The sequence below is a fragment of the Quadrisphaera sp. GCM10027208 genome (assembly GCF_042658805.1).
GTDB lineage: Bacteria > Actinomycetota > Actinomycetes > Actinomycetales > SCSIO-59966 > SCSIO-59966.
This window is the reverse complement of record NZ_JBHSRC010000006.1, coordinates 1-13,915: the sequence shown is the minus strand read 5'-3', so window position 1 is coordinate 13,915 and position 13,915 is coordinate 1. Positions and strand designations below refer to the sequence as shown.

At 73.8% G+C, this 13,915-nt stretch carries 12 protein-coding genes and 2 tRNA genes; 6 read left to right on the top strand and 8 right to left on the bottom strand.

Going from position 1 to position 13,915, the window contains the following annotated elements; genetic code table 11:
• Positions 1-95 precede the first annotated feature (95 nt).
• A complete protein-coding gene (locus ACFP6A_RS10710) occupies positions 96-1,712 on the bottom strand; it encodes a YfjP family GTPase (protein WP_379603517.1) in 1,617 nt (538 codons plus the stop codon).
• On the bottom strand, positions 1,709-3,457 hold the full coding sequence (locus tag ACFP6A_RS10705; RefSeq protein ID WP_379603516.1) for a dynamin family protein: 1,749 nt from the start codon (positions 3,455-3,457) through the stop codon (positions 1,709-1,711). The genes ACFP6A_RS10710 and ACFP6A_RS10705 overlap by 4 nt, the downstream gene beginning before the upstream one ends.
• 65 nt (positions 3,458-3,522) lie before the next feature.
• Between ACFP6A_RS10705 and ACFP6A_RS10700 the strand changes: the two genes are divergently transcribed.
• Both ACFP6A_RS10700 and ACFP6A_RS10695 read left to right on the top strand, forming a co-directional pair.
• Positions 3,523-3,596, top strand: a tRNA-Arg gene (locus ACFP6A_RS10700).
• Between the two features lie 161 nt (positions 3,597-3,757).
• On the top strand, positions 3,758-4,489 hold the full coding sequence (locus ACFP6A_RS10695; RefSeq protein ID WP_379603515.1) for a glycerol-3-phosphate acyltransferase: 732 nt from the start codon (positions 3,758-3,760) through the stop codon (positions 4,487-4,489).
• On the opposite strand, the gene ACFP6A_RS10690 is transcribed toward ACFP6A_RS10695, so the two are convergent.
• From ACFP6A_RS10690 to ACFP6A_RS10670, 5 genes are all read right to left on the bottom strand, one after another.
• Entirely contained in the window at positions 4,370-5,641 is a 1,272-nt protein-coding gene (locus ACFP6A_RS10690; RefSeq protein ID WP_379603514.1) for an MFS transporter, read from the bottom strand. The genes ACFP6A_RS10695 and ACFP6A_RS10690 overlap by 120 nt on opposite strands.
• 39 nt (positions 5,642-5,680) lie before the next feature.
• Positions 5,681-6,499, bottom strand: a complete 819-nt coding sequence (locus ACFP6A_RS10685; RefSeq protein WP_379603513.1) for an alpha/beta hydrolase — start codon at positions 6,497-6,499, stop codon at positions 5,681-5,683.
• Complete coding sequence (locus ACFP6A_RS10680; RefSeq protein ID WP_379603512.1) at positions 6,444-8,084, bottom strand: DAK2 domain-containing protein; 1,641 nt, start codon at positions 8,082-8,084, stop codon at positions 6,444-6,446. Before ACFP6A_RS10680 ends, ACFP6A_RS10685 begins: the two co-directional genes overlap by 56 nt.
• Positions 8,081-8,965, bottom strand: coding sequence for a DegV family protein (locus tag ACFP6A_RS10675; protein WP_379603511.1), 885 nt, complete (start codon positions 8,963-8,965; stop codon positions 8,081-8,083). The genes ACFP6A_RS10680 and ACFP6A_RS10675 overlap by 4 nt, the downstream gene beginning before the upstream one ends.
• A 105-nt stretch (positions 8,966-9,070) precedes the next feature.
• Positions 9,071-10,234: a PrsW family intramembrane metalloprotease gene (locus tag ACFP6A_RS10670; RefSeq protein WP_379603510.1), complete on the bottom strand. Its 1,164-nt coding sequence runs from the start codon at positions 10,232-10,234 to the stop codon at positions 9,071-9,073.
• 58 nt (positions 10,235-10,292) lie between these two features.
• Here ACFP6A_RS10670 and ACFP6A_RS10665 point away from each other — a divergent pair, with 58 nt between their 5' ends.
• The 4 genes from ACFP6A_RS10665 (at position 10,293) to ACFP6A_RS10650 (ending at position 12,750) form a co-directional block, all read left to right on the top strand.
• On the top strand, positions 10,293-10,523 hold the full coding sequence (locus tag ACFP6A_RS10665; protein ID WP_379603509.1) for a hypothetical protein: 231 nt from the start codon (positions 10,293-10,295) through the stop codon (positions 10,521-10,523).
• On the top strand, positions 10,504-11,118 hold the full coding sequence (gene orn, locus ACFP6A_RS10660; protein ID WP_379603508.1) for an oligoribonuclease: 615 nt from the start codon (positions 10,504-10,506) through the stop codon (positions 11,116-11,118). The genes ACFP6A_RS10665 and orn overlap by 20 nt, the downstream gene beginning before the upstream one ends.
• A 68-nt stretch (positions 11,119-11,186) precedes the next feature.
• Positions 11,187-11,262 (top strand) — tRNA-His (locus tag ACFP6A_RS10655).
• A gap of 90 nt (positions 11,263-11,352) precedes the next feature.
• Positions 11,353-12,750, top strand: coding sequence for a DUF222 domain-containing protein (locus tag ACFP6A_RS10650; protein ID WP_379603507.1), 1,398 nt, complete (start codon positions 11,353-11,355; stop codon positions 12,748-12,750).
• Between the two features lie 230 nt (positions 12,751-12,980).
• On the opposite strand, the gene ACFP6A_RS10645 is transcribed toward ACFP6A_RS10650, so the two are convergent.
• Entirely contained in the window at positions 12,981-13,478 is a 498-nt protein-coding gene (locus ACFP6A_RS10645) for a PKD domain-containing protein (protein ID WP_379603506.1), read from the bottom strand.
• Between the last annotated feature and the right edge of the window lie 437 nt (positions 13,479-13,915).

Genomic DNA, 13,915 nt, shown 5'->3' with positions numbered 1-13,915 from the left:
CAGGCTGCGCCGGCGCGCCGACGCCGCGTCGTCCGCTGCCGCCGGCTGTGGACGGACGACGGTCCGGCGCGGGGTGTGCGGGACAGGTCCGGCGGTCAGTCGCCGGGACGCAGCGACCGGCGCACCGTCCGGTGGTCTCGCAGCACTGCAGCGGCCGGCTCCAGCACCCGCTCACGTGCCACACCGGCGACCGCCTCGCGCAGTCTCGCCTCGGCACGACGGCGACGACGACGCGCGCCCCGTCGTCCGAACCAGCCCCCGACGAGGGCGAGAAGGAGTCCAAGGCCAAGACCCCCGAGAAGCAGCACGGTGGGCAGCGGAACCTCACCGACACGCACCATGGGCGGCTCGGGAAGCTGCAGGTACCCGACGACGGCAAGGGCGACCAGCCACAGTCCGCCGACCACGGCGGCGATCGCCAGCAGCAGCTGCACGGCACCGACCACCCGCCACCACAGCGGCCGGCGCCGGTCGAGCTCGACGCCGGTCACCGCCTGGTCGAGGGCGTCGGCCAGGTCCTCGCCGACGGGGACGGTCGCCTCCCGGACGGCGTCCGCCCACCGGGGCGGGAGCCCGTCGCCTGCGCGCTCGGCGACCCGCCGGGCAGCCAGCTCCACGTCCGCGCGCTGCGCGGGCGTCGGCTCCGGCAGGGAGGACGCGGTCAACCGGTGCAGATCCTCCCCGGTCTGGCCGAGCCGGAGCCGGCGCAGCGGGTCCGGACGGAAGCTGCGGGCCCAGCGGGTGAACGGCCAGCCGACCGAGCCGTGGACGCCGCGACGGTAGTCGGCCTCCACGGCGTCCAGGACGGCCGGCACCCCGGCCGCGGCCGCCAGCGCCGTGACGAGCCCGTCACTGCCCTGGAGACGCTCGGGGTCCGGCTCCGTGGCGGCGACGCCGTCGGCGAGTGCGGCCGCCACCTGGTCGAGGTCTGCTGCCAGCCGGCGCACCGCGGCGTCGCGGGCCCGGACCGCCTCGACGACGAGGCGGCGCAGCTCAGGGACACCCTCACCGGTGAGTGCGGACGTCGCGACGACCCGGACGTCGGGAAGTCCGTCGGCGACCAGCAGCCGCTCCAGGTCGAGCCGGATCGTCTCCACCTCATCCGGCGCCAGGCGGTCGATCTGGTTGAGGACGACGATCATGACGCCCTGGTGGCCGGTCAGCCGGCGCAGGTACCGCTGGTGGAGGACGTCGTCGGCGTACTTCTGCGGGTCGACGACCCAGACCAGGAGGTCGACGAGGCCGACGAGGCGGTCGACCTCGAGCCGGTGGTCCACCTGGGTGGAGTCGTGGTCGGGCAGGTCGAGCAGGACGAGCCCGTGCAGGTCGGACTGGTCCTCGGCGTCCAGCTCGCTCTCCCGGCTGGTGCGGTGCCGGCGGGGGACGTCGAGCCAGTCGAGGAGCTCGTCGGCGCCGTCACCCCACACGCAGGCGGCGGGACTGGCGGTAGTGGGGCGCCGAGCCCCGACGGCGGCGATGTCGAGACCGGCGAGCGCGTTGAACAGGCTGGACTTTCCGCTGCCGGTGGCGCCGGCGAGCGCGACGACGGTCTCCTCGACCCCGAGCCGGATCCGCTGGTCGGCGCGGGCGAGCACCTCCTCCGCCCGGGCGACCGCCCGCGGGTCGAGGCGGTCGCCGCCGACGTCGACGGCGGTCCGGACGGCGTCCGCGCACCCGGCCAGGTCCACGACCCGACCCTTGTCCTGCCTCACGAGCGGGCCTCCTGGACGGCCTTGCCGTCGCCACGCAGCCGGTCGCCGGCCGCCGGGTCGACCCCAGCGGCGTCCAGGAGTCGCTCGAGGCGCGAGCGCTCGGCGTCGAGCAGCGCGTCGACCCGGGCCAAGAGGTCGCGGCGGGCAGTCGCGGCCAGAGTGCGGACCGCCTGGTCGCCGAAGATCGCCTCGAGCAGGCGCTGGGCGAGTGCCGCGCTCCCGCCGGCGATGGCGACCTCACCGCCGGTGAGGCCACCGGTGCCGGCGAACACGACGAGCATGAGGACGACGGCGAGGGCGTTCACGCCGACCGAGAGCACCCGGGCCCGGGTGCGTCGCCCCTGTCCCTCGTGTCGGACCAGGTCGAGGACGAACCGCTGCCAGTCCCGGACGGCGCGCTCGATCCGCTCGTCGACGTCGGCGGGCACGCGGGTGATGTCGCGCTCGGTGGAGGCGGTCGCGAGCAGGGCGGTCCCGGCCGGGCGGGCCCGCCAGCGCAGGGCGGCGCGCTCGGCGGCCTCCTCGGCCTGGGCCCGCACGAGGGAGTGCACCCCGGACTGCAGGGCACGGCCGAGCGGTTCGGCGGGCGAGGGCCGGCCGCGGACGACGGCGACGACCCGGTCGCGGAAGCGGCCGACCGCCGACTCCAGTCCGCGGAAGAACTCCCCGGTGCCGACGAACTCCTGCCAGCGGGCGAGCACCTCCCCGCGCAGCAGGGTGCCGTCGGACAGCGCCCTCTCCAGCTCGCGGTCGGCCTCGGCGTACGCGCTGCGCAGGTCCTTGCGCAGCGCGGCGTCCTCGGTCGCCTGCCGGTCGGCGTCCTCCGCGAGGGCGGGCACCCGGGTCGCGAGCGAGTCCAGGGCGCCGCCGAGGGTTCGTCGGACGACGACCTGCCGGGACCGCGCGTCAGCGGCCAGTCCGGTGAGCCAGGTCCGAAGCGGAGCGATCACGGCGTCGGGGAGCAGGCCGCCGGTCGTCGTGGTCTCCGGCACGGTGAACACCGGCGCGGTGGCGAGCCCGCCGTCCCGGAGCATCTGCGCGAGGTCGGTGCGCACCTCGTTCATCGCCCCGGGCGGGACGCGGTTCAGGACGACGGCCACGCTGGTCCCGCGCTCGGCGGCGGTGTGCAGCAGGTCCCACGGGACGGCGTCGGCGTAGCGGGCAGCGGTGGTGACGAACAGCCACAGGTCGGCGGCGCCGAGCAGCTGAGCGGCGAGCTCCCGGTTCGTCTCGACGACGGAGTCGATGTCCGGGGCGTCGAGCAGGGCGAGGCCCGCCGGCAACGACTCGGAGGGGACGAGCCGCATGCCGGAGATCCGCGTCGTCCCGGAGCGGTCCGGCTCGGCCTCGTCGCCGGTGAGCCGGGCGAGGGAGGGCAGCACGCGGGAGGCCATGAACCAGCCGGCGTCGTCGGGGTGGTGGACGAGCACCGGGGAGCGGGTGGTCGGGCGCAGGACGCCGGACCGGCTGACCTCACGTCCCACGACGGAGTTGACGAGCGTCGACTTGCCGGCGCCGGTTGATCCGCCGACGACGGTCAGCAGCGGGGCCTCGATCTCCCGCAGCCGCGGGAGCAGGTAGTCCTCGAGCTGGTCGAGCATCCGGGCGCGGTCGGTGCGTGCCCGTGCGACGTCGGGCACCTCGAGGGGCAGGTCGAGGGCCTCCACGTCGTCGCGGAGGCGCTCGAGGGCGGCGAGCAGCACGTCCGGACCGCCCGCACCGTCACCGCCGCTCACGGCGCCCATCCTCTCCACCGGCACTGATCTTCACCAATCGGCGCGCCGGGGTGGGCGGTACCGTGAACCTGTACGCCCTCGTAGCTCAGCTGGACAGAGCAGCGGACTTCTAATCCGCCGGTCGGAGGTTCGAGTCCTCTCGGGGGCACCGCGCCGACCTGCAGCGCCCGGCGTCGGCCCGGCGACCGTCGTCCTGACCTCCGCGAGGGCGGCTGAGAGCTCCGAAGGCTTCGGTAGCGTGCTGGCTGCGGTGGCCGTGTGACCACCGCTCCGGTCGTGACCTGCTCGGTGAGCGAACGGCGGTGAGGCGTGGCGGTAGTCGTGGTGGTGACCGCGTACCTGATCGGTGCCGTCCCGTTCTCGAACCTGTTCGCTCGGGGTCTGCGCCACGTCGACCTCCGCACGGTAGGGACGGGCACGGTGTCGGGGACCGGGCTGTACCGGGTGGCCGGCTTCGGACCGTTGGCGGTAGCCGGCGGACTCGACGTCGCCAAGGGCGCTCTGGCCGCGGCGCTCGCGGACGGCCGTCCAGGTCTCGGTGCGCTGGCGGGGGGCGCCGCGGTGTGCGGGCACTGCTGGTCGGTCTTCTTGCGCGGGGCCGGCGGGCGGGGGATCTCGCCCGCGATGGGCGCCCTCGCGGTGCTGGCGTGGCCGGGGGCGGTGGTGCTGGCGGTCGGGCTCGCCGCAGGCCGACTGGCGCGCGAGACGGGTCTCGGTGCGTTCCTGGCGGATCTCGCGCTGGTACCGGTCCTGGCGTTGACCCATGGCGTGAACGGGGTGGCGGCGGGGGTGGCAGTGCTGGTGCCCATGCTCGCCAAGCGCCTCACCGGTAACGCGCCGCCCGCGGGCACGTCTCGTGGGAGGGTGCTGGTGAACCGCCTCTTGTTCGACGCGGACGAGCACCCACCGAGAGCCAGCGGGTCACCGCCGGTGGTCCCCGGTGGGTCCGTGGCCACCACGGGCGGTGCGGACGCCGACCGCGACCCGGGCGGTGGAGGCCACGACGACGGTACCGGCACCGGCGAGCACCAACCGGGCTGACGCGACCGTGCCCACCCCGGCCACCTCGACGTCCGGGACGACGTCGGCGGCGGCGCCGGTGGCGAGAGCCGCCACCCCGAGGGAGAGGCGGATCGCGACGTGGAACACCGTGAAGGCGAGGACCCGGTCGTCGCCCTCCAAGGCCGACTGCAGGAAGCTGATGCCGCCCACCAGGCCGTAGGCGACACTGCCGCCGAGGACGAGGGCCGCCAGGTAGGCCAGCGGCAGACTCGGCAGGAAGCTGATGGCGATGATGCTCAGTCCGGCGACGGCGATCCCGTCGCGCGCCCAGCGGAGTTGCGGTGAACCGCCTCGTGTCTGGACCACCAGCACGCCCAGGACGGCCCCCACGCCGAAAGCAGCAATGAGCAGGCCGAACGCCGCCTGGCTCGCTCCGAGCACGTCCTGCACCAGCACGATGCCCACCGAGAACAGGGCACCGAGGCCGAGGGACGCCCCGACGGCGGCGGGGAGCACGGCGGGCACGATGCCGATGTCCAGGGCGTCGCGCAGGCGCGTCCGGGGTTCCTCCTCGGCTGCGGGCCGTCTGTCCGGCAGATGCCTGATCTGGGACACGAGGAGGAAGGACACCAGGAACGTGGCGGCGTCGACCCAGAACACCAGCGAGTAGCTGTCTGCCAGCGGGACCGAGTCCCCGCCGAATGCGGTGACTGCGGAGAATGCGGCGGCACCCAGCGGGATCATGGCGTAGGAGGACCCCAGGATCAGCCCGTTGGCCGCAGGGAGGTGATGTTCCTGCACGATGTAGGGAACGGACGCGTCGCGGGCCGGCAGGAACACCAGGCTGGCCACCTCGAGCGCGAACGCCAGGGCGTAGAGCCACCCCAGCGTGCCGACGAACGGGATGGCCGCCACCACGCCGGCGCGCAGCAGGTCCATGGCGAGCATCGTGCGACGGGCCGCCCAGCGCGAGCTGACCCTCGCTGCGATCGGACCGGCCACGATGCCGGGCAGTAGCCGTACGGCCAGGACGCCGGCGACGGCGGTCGTCGATCCGGTCAGGTCGAGTGCCAGCGCCATGAACGCCGTGGTCGCCATCCAGTCCCCGAGACCCGAGACGGCCTGGCCGGCCAACAGCTTCGTGTAGTCGTTACGCCCCAGCAGCGGCGACCCCGCTACAGCCTCAGCCACGTCGGGACCGGTGGTCGTGACGACCCGCAGACCGGTCGCTCACACCGGTGTCGCCGCCGCCGCGAGCGTCCAGCGCACAGCGGCGGAGATCGCGGTGCGGGCCTGAGGGTCGAAGGCGTGGCCCATCCGGTCGACGAGGACCAGCTGGCGGGGCTCGCCAGCCGCCGCGTACAGCAGACGAGCGGCTCTCGGACGCATGACGTGGTCGAGCATGCCGTGCAGCACCGTGACCGGCATCGTGAGCCGCGACACCAGCACATGGGGCGGCTCCGGCGAGGCCCAGTGCGGGGAGACCCGCACTGAGGCGTGGCGGGCGAGGAACCAGCGCCCCACCCGGGTGCGGACCTGCAGGGCGCTGAGCGCCCCGATCACCGTGAACGGCAGCCGCCACTGGGCGGGGGCGCTCACCGCCACGACACCGCGGACGGCGTCGTCGGCCTCGTCCGAGGCGGCGTACCGGAGCGCCGCGACGGCACCCATCGACGCGCCGACCAGGACCACCTGGGGATGCTGCAACCGAGCCAGGGCGACGGCGGCGGCCACGTCGTGGCGCTCGTCGTCACCCATCGTGCACCAGCCCTCCGAGGCGCCGTGGCCCCGCCCGTCGTAGGTGACCACCGCGAATCCCTCGTCGGCCAGGACGTCAGCCTGGGCAAGGACCTCCGGATGCTGCCCGGTGGCGGTGAAGCCGTGCACGAGCACCACGGCGGCACGTGGTGCTCCGGCCGGCTGGCGCACGTAGGCGGCAAGGCGAAGCCGGTCGGCGGTGTGGAGAACCTCGCGGCGCCATCCCGGGTCGAGGTCAGGGACGGCGTCGAGCGGCGACGGAGTACGCGACGTCTCGCTCTGCGGTGTCATGGGTCTCCACGACGACGGAGGGGAACAGGCTCTGGACATGGTCGCGCAACGCCTCAACATCGTGCCGCTCGCCCAATGACCCGCGCAACACGGCGACGCTCTCGAGGAGGTCGCCGGTCCCCCCGTCGATGGACTCCACGAGCTCGTCGATCGCGAGGACAGCAGCGTCCAGCGGATCACGTGCGGCGAGGGCGAAGGGCGGGCGGTGACCTCGTGCCACCCAGTCGCCGGGTACGACGTCGTGGCCGTCGACCGACGATGACCGGATGACGGGCAGGACCTCCGCCCAGTAGACGCGGCCGATGACCTCGCTCATCCGCTCCGCCACCTCCGCGGCCCGGCGCCCGGCGTCGAACGAACGCATCGCTGCCAGGCCTTCCACCATCGAGGCGGCAGGGACCACCACGGCAGGGCGTCGGGCCTCGAGCACCGCTCGGCGCGCCACGCCGATCGTGGGACCGTCGTCGGGCAGGACGACGACCTCCTCGGCCCCGGTCCGGTCGACCGCGTCGATGATCTCCCCGCCCGAGGGTCGTGCGCCGCGCCCCCCGGCGACGACCGCGCTGGCACCCAGCACCTCGAAGAGGTGGGCGAGCTCATCGGTGGCTGCCACCGCAACCGCCGCCGTGGTCGCGGTCGCCGCGTGGCGGTGCGAGGAGCGTCGGGCCGCCACCTGCCCGTGCAGATCGGTGACCTCGACGTCTCGGATCGTGCCGAGGTCCTCGGCGAGAGCACGCGCCGCTTCGGGGTCGTCGGTGTGCAGGTGGGCACGCCACCGACCGGCGTCGCCGACCACGACCAGCGAGTCGCCCCGTCCCGCCCAGAGCCGGCGAAGCTCCTCGACGGCGGGGGCCTCGGCGTCCAGCACCACCACGAGCTCGTAGCGCGGGCCGGCCACGTCCTCATGACGCCGTGGGGGGCTCACGGCCGCACCGGCCGGCGCCGACGACTTGGGAGGCGGCGGCGCACGGTGGGGCAGCTCTCCGCCGAGGGCGGCCACCAGCGCATCGAGCCACAGCGCGTAACCCGCCCCTCCAGCATCGACCACGCCGGCTTCGTCGAGGGCCGGCAGCAGGGTCGGCGTGCGAGCCAGCGACTGCCACGCCTCGTCGGCCGCCGCGCGGGCCACGTCCAGCTCGCTGCCGCCCGCCGCGGCGCGCTCGGTGGCGGCACGCGCCGCGTCATCGGCGACGGTGAGGATGGTGCCCTCGACCGGGTCGCTGACGGCCTCCCGCGCCATGCGGGCCGCCTCGCGCAGCGCGGCCGCGACGCCGTCGCCGTGCCGCTGGGGGGAGAGCGCACCGGTGAACCCACGCAGGGCCTCGGCCAGGACGATGCCGGAGTTCCCCCGAGCGCCACGGACCGCCGCCGCGCCGAGCCGGGATGCCAGCGCGTCGAGGTCGCCGTCACTGGAGGAGACGTCGATCGCGGCGAGATCAGCCACCGTGCTCAGCAGGTTCGAGCCGGTGTCCCCGTCAGGCACCGGGAAGACGTTCAGCTCGTCGAGACGCCCGCGGTACGTGGCGAGCAGCGTGCGGTACGTCGAGAGTGCGGCTGCGACGACCGCGCCGGAGATCGCGGTCATCGCGCCACGGGCGGGAGAGGTGCCTGGGCGGGGAACGCGCCGTAGGCGAGCCCCACGGCACCAGGACCGGTGTGCGCGCCCATCACCGGAGTGAACGGCACCACGTCGACCGGCCGGCGCAGCCCCACCCCGTCGAAGCGGGCCGCCAGGGTGGCCGCATCCTCCGGGGCGTTGGCGTGGGTGACGACGACCTCGAGGCCTGCGGCTCCCTGGCCGGCGCGTCGTACCAGCTCGACCATCCGGTCGAACCCGGCGTCCATCCGCCGTACGACGCCGCTCCCGCCGACCTCTCCTCCGCGCAGACAGACCAACGGCCTGATGCCCAGCCGGTCCCCGGCGAAGCCTCGCAACCGTCCCACCCGGCCGCCCCGGCGCAGGTAGGTCAACGTAGGGATCACCGCGTACAGCACCACACGGTCTCTGATCTGCTCCACCGCGGCGACTGCCTCGGCCGCCGGTGCCCCGGAGGCAACGAGCTCCGCGCAGTAGCGCACCAGGATGCCCTCCGCCGCCGCCGCGGTGCCGGTGTCGATGACGTGCACCGGCACCTCGAGGTCGGCGGTACCTGCCACAGCCGCCTCGTGCGCCGCTGACAGACTGGCCGCGAGCGTGAGCACGATGAGCTCGTCGGCCCCAGCGGCGAGGGCACGACGGCACGCCTGCTCGTAGGCATCGGGCGACGGCGCCGACGTGGTCGGCACCACCTCGTCAGCGACCATGCGGCGGTAGAAGTCCTCGGCGGACAGGTCGGCTCCGTCGAGGAACTCCTCGGTACCGAACCGGACCGGCAGGGGCACCACCTCGATGCCGAGGCGCTGCACGTCGGCCGCTGGGACCGTCGCGACACTCTCCGTCACGATCCCCACCCGCGAGGTACCCATGGCGGGTACCGTAGCCGCCCCGCACCACGCAACGGCCGCAGCGTGGGCCGGGTCAACTGCTCGGCAGGCTCACGCCACCAACGGGCCTGGGCAGACCCCAGTCTGTCAGCGGGTGACCCGCTGCGGCAGGAACCGGGTCCGGGTGTGCCAGAGGGTGTGCAGGATCCGCCGCTCGGTCTCGGCGGCGTCCGCGGGGGCGGTGCCGTGCGCGACCCGCTCGCGCAGGAAGGCCAGCTCGGTCGCCAGCTCCTGGAAGTCCCGCATGGCGGCCCGCGCGTCGTCCCCCAGGGTGCGGTGTGCCCAGGACCGCGCCGCCGCCCGCTCCGGGAGCGAGGCCAGCATCCGCACCTCACCGGGCGTCAGCCAGCCGGTCGCCGCGTAGACGCCGAGGTGCCGGGCGACGAGCCGACCCTCGCGGCGGCGGGCCAGCACGGCGAGGAGAATCGCGGCCCCGAACAGCGGCACCTGGACGAGGACGTAGCCGACGACGAACCCGGACAGCGAGCTGATCGCGGCGAGGTTCCACAGGCCGTGCAGCACGACGGCGACGACCCAGCCGAGTGGGACGGCGAGCCACCAGGCACCCCCGCGCCGGGTGGCGAGCCCGACTCCGACGCCGACCGCCATCGTGAACAGCGGGTGTGCGAACGGGGAGAACACCGCCCGGACGACGAAGACGGTGGCGGCCCCGCTGGCGCCGCCCTCGACGAACGCCGTCCCGAGGTACAGGACGTTCTCGATGAAGGCGAAGCCGATGCCGACCAGGCCGGCGTAGACGATGCCGTCGACGACGCCGTCGAACTCCCGCCGGCGCAGCAGCCACACCGCGAGCACCCCGAGGCCCTTGGCGCCCTCCTCGACGAACGGGGCGACGAGCACCGCCGCCCACGTGGGGTCTCCGCCGGCGGCGGCGATCACCTCCATGGAGGCGGTGTTGAGCACGAGGGCGACGAGCGTGGCGACAGCCGCCCCCCAGCCGAACGCGACCACCAGCAGCTCGGGCGGCTCGGCCTCGTAGCGGTCCAGCCAGAGGAACACCGCGACGACCGGCACGACGGGCAGGACGGCGAGCACGAGACCGACGACGAGTCCCTGCGGTCCGGTCGCGGTGCTGACCGCCAGGACGGTGAGCAGGCCGGCGAGTCCGAGCAGGACGACGACGGCGGCGACGGCCACCCAGCGCGCCAACCGGACTCGCCAGGGCACGACCGGGTGCTGCGGCACCGGTGGGCGGTACGGCTGGGTGGCGCCGGGCGGCGTCGACGACATGGCCGCGAGGGTAGCGACGTCCCACCCCTGGAGGGGAGCGGCTTCTACGCTGCCAGGCGTGGGGCGGCACGCGGCACCGGCGGAGGACCCCCCGGGGACCCCGGCGGGGAACGATCTCGCCGCCTGGGGGGCGTTCGTCGTCCCGCTGACCGTGATCACGTTGCTGCTCGTGGGGGTGGGCTGGCCGACGGCACTGGCCGTCGGCGCGTTGACCGCACTCGCGTTCGCTCTCGTGTGGGGTTTGTCCCGGCTGCGTAGAGTGAGCGCCCGTGCCCGCCGCCAACGCTGACCGCATCGTCTGGATCGACTGCGAGATGACGGGGCTCGACCTGCTGGCCGACGCCCTGGTCGAGGTCGCCGTCCTCGTCACCGACTCCGAGCTCACCGTCCTCGACGAGGGCATGGACCTCGTCATCCGCCCACCGGACGCCGCGGTCGAGCAGATGAACGACGTCGTGCGCCAGATGCACACCGCCTCAGGCCTGCTCGACGAGCTCGCCGCCGGCGTCACGCTCGAGGAGGCGCAGACCCGGGTGCTGGACTACGTCCGCACCTGGTGCCCCGAGCCTGGGAGGGCGCCACTGGCCGGCAACTCGATCGCCACCGACCGAGCGTTCATCGCCCGCGACCTGCCCGATCTGGACGCCCACCTGCACTACCGGATGATCGACGTGTCGTCGGTCAAGGAGCTGGCCCGCCGCTGGTACCCCAGGGCCTACTTCGCCGCCCCGGTCAAGGCGGGCGGCCACCGGGCGCTCGCGGACATCCGGGAGAGCATCACCGAGCTGCGGTACTACCGGGAGACGGTGTTCGTCCCCCCGCCCGGCCCGGACAGCGACACCGCGCGCGCCGTCGCCCAGCGTCTGGCTGCCGCCGGGCAGTGACCAGCCGCCGGACCGGTATGCTGACGGGGCGCCGCCGACGCCGGGCCAGGTCCAGGACGTCGGCCGTGGTGGGTGTAGCTCAGCTGGTAGAGCACCTGGTTGTGGTCCAGGATGTCGCGGGTTCAAGTCCCGTCACTCACCCCACGTAAGCCGTAGACCCAGCCTCGAGCCCGGGGCCATGGCACCTCGCGCCTGCTCGACCCGGTTGTCGGTGGTCGAACGTATGTTCCTCTCATGGTGACGGCGCGGACTCCGGGTGGCGGGGTGCACGAGGTGGAGCGCGGGCTCGCGCTCATCGCCGAAGGGGTCGCGGCCGTGCTGTCGACCCGCCCGTGGTCGCTGTCCCAGGTCGAGGTCCGGGACGCCCTGGGCGCGGCCGAGGAGCTGGCCCGCGCCCTGGACGCCGTCCGCCTGCACCTGGTGCGCGCCTGCGTCGCCCGGAACGACGGCAGCGTGCCCGGGCGGGAGACCCGCCAGTGGCTGCAGTCCCAGCTGCGGATGACCGCGGGGCAGGCCCGGTCCCTCGTCGAGGGGGCGCGGCTGGCCGACCCGGACGACGGGATGCTGCGCGGGCTCGGCCGCGCCCTGGCGGCCGGGCAGACGACGCTGGGCCACCTGGACCAGGCGCGTCGGGCGGTGGACAAGATCCCGGCCCGTGCCCTTGCCCAGCACCGCCAGGCCATCGACGAGACGCTCACCAACGCGGCGACGTCCCTGAACGACCACCAGATGGGCACCGTGTGCCAGCACCTCGTCGGCGCACTGGCACCCGCCAGCGAGGACCACCTGGACCCGCACCTGCGCGAGCGCCGGTTCTGCGACTACACGCTGAGCCGGGCCGGGGTCCTGCGCGGCAGCTTCCTGCTCGAGGGACTGGACGCCGCTACCGCCAAGGCCGTCCTGGACCACTTCGCCGCACCCGGACACCACGTCAACGGCACCGAGCCGCTCCCTGGCATCACCGACGACCGGACACCGGCGCAACGGCGGGCCGACGCGCTCGCCAGCGTCTTCCGCATCGCCCAGGCAGCCGACACCGCCGGTACCCGGGGCGGGGAACCCGCCCACCTTCTCATCGTGACCACGGTGGACCAGCTCGCCGCCGCGCACGCCGGCAACCCCGGCCTGGCGAGCTGCCAGCAGACCGGCGCCGTCTCCCCGGGCCTGCTGCAGCGCGCCGCCTGCGACGCGGTGCTCCACACCGTCGTCCTGGATCGTCACGGCGCCGTCGTCGAGCTGCACTCCCCCCAACGACTCGCCACCCGAGCCCAACGCCGGGCCCTGACCGCCCGCGACCGCGGCTGCGCCTGGCCCGGCTGTGACGTCCCTGCAGCCGGCTGCGATGCCCACCACATCGTGTGGTGGTCACGCGGCGGGACCACCGAGCTCGGCAACCTCGTCCTGCTCTGCCCCCGCCACCACACCGAGATCCACTGCGAGACCTGGCGGGTCGAGATGCGCGAAGGTGTCCCATGGTTCATCCCGCCCCCGTGGATCGACCCCGACGGCACCCCACTGCGTAACAACGTCCACGACCACATCGACCAGGCTCACCGGCTCGCCCGCCAGCTCGCCATCGACGACCCACCACCTGGACCGGACCACGACACCGGGCCGGACCCACCCCGGTGACCCCGACCACACCGACGTCCGAGACGAGACGTGAAAGAGAGAGGCGCGCTGTGCGTCGCTTCTTGCACGCGCGGTGCAGCGCTGTCGGCTGGGGACGGCGCGTGGCCGTCGGTGGGGTGCGGCGCGCGGCCGTCAGATCCAAGGACCCGGCGGCGTCCCATTCAGGGGGGAGGGGACGCCGCCGGCTCCGAGCACTACATCGCGGCCGCGTGGGCAGGTGTTACACCGGCTCAACCGGAGGCGCCGGCCACGAGCTGGTTGCGGCCGGCCAGCGCCTCCACGGTCACCGGGTCCGAGCGCACAGCCGCCTCGCCCACGATCGGCAACCACGGTCCACCTGCTACCGAGTACTCCCCCACGTAGTACGTCACCAACGTCACCGGGTACGCGCCGGCCGCCGCGTACTCGTGGGTGATGGACAGCTCCGGGTACGGGCTGCCCGGGTCGGACGTCGGCCCGTGGCCGCTGCCGTCGCCGAACTCCCACTCGTAGCGCGACGGCGTCGCCCGCACCTGCACCGGAAACCCCAGCAGCGACGTACCGAGCGTGACCGGCTCCGCGTCGGCGTACACGTTCGTCGGGACGCCGACCAAGGTGTAGCCGTTGCCCGGCTCGATGACCGGACGACCAGCGGGTAGCGGGAGCCGCTGGAAATCTGCCTGCGTGAAGCCAGGGAACTCGCGCCCGGTCTCGGCGGCTTCGGCGGGCCCCAGGCATCGACTGCCCACAAAACCCCACTCCGAATCGGCTGCGCCAAGCTCTTGACGGAACAGCCAATAACGGACTTCAAGGTCTGGGCACGCCAAGTCGGCTTCGACGCACCCGGCGTCAGCGTTCTCCAAGGACGGCGTGTTCCCGGCACAAGCAGGGACGTGCGTGTAAGAGTACTGTGGAACAGACACCCAGGCTGCTTTGTCAGCGTCGGTAGATGCCGAGAGGCTTCGCTGACGCCAGGCTTCAAGCAGAAGAGTCGAGTTCTCTGCTTCTGCAAAAAATCGCGGGTCACCATGCGATCCGACCGATGGCTCAGCGCTTGCTGACGGCGAGACGATTCCGAACGCTAGGATCAGCCCTGATCCACCGACCGGGTTCGGCGGTGTGAGCGTGGCGTAGGGCGAGAATGCCCTCTTGAGCTGGGAGGATGTGGATTGCGACGTCTACGTCC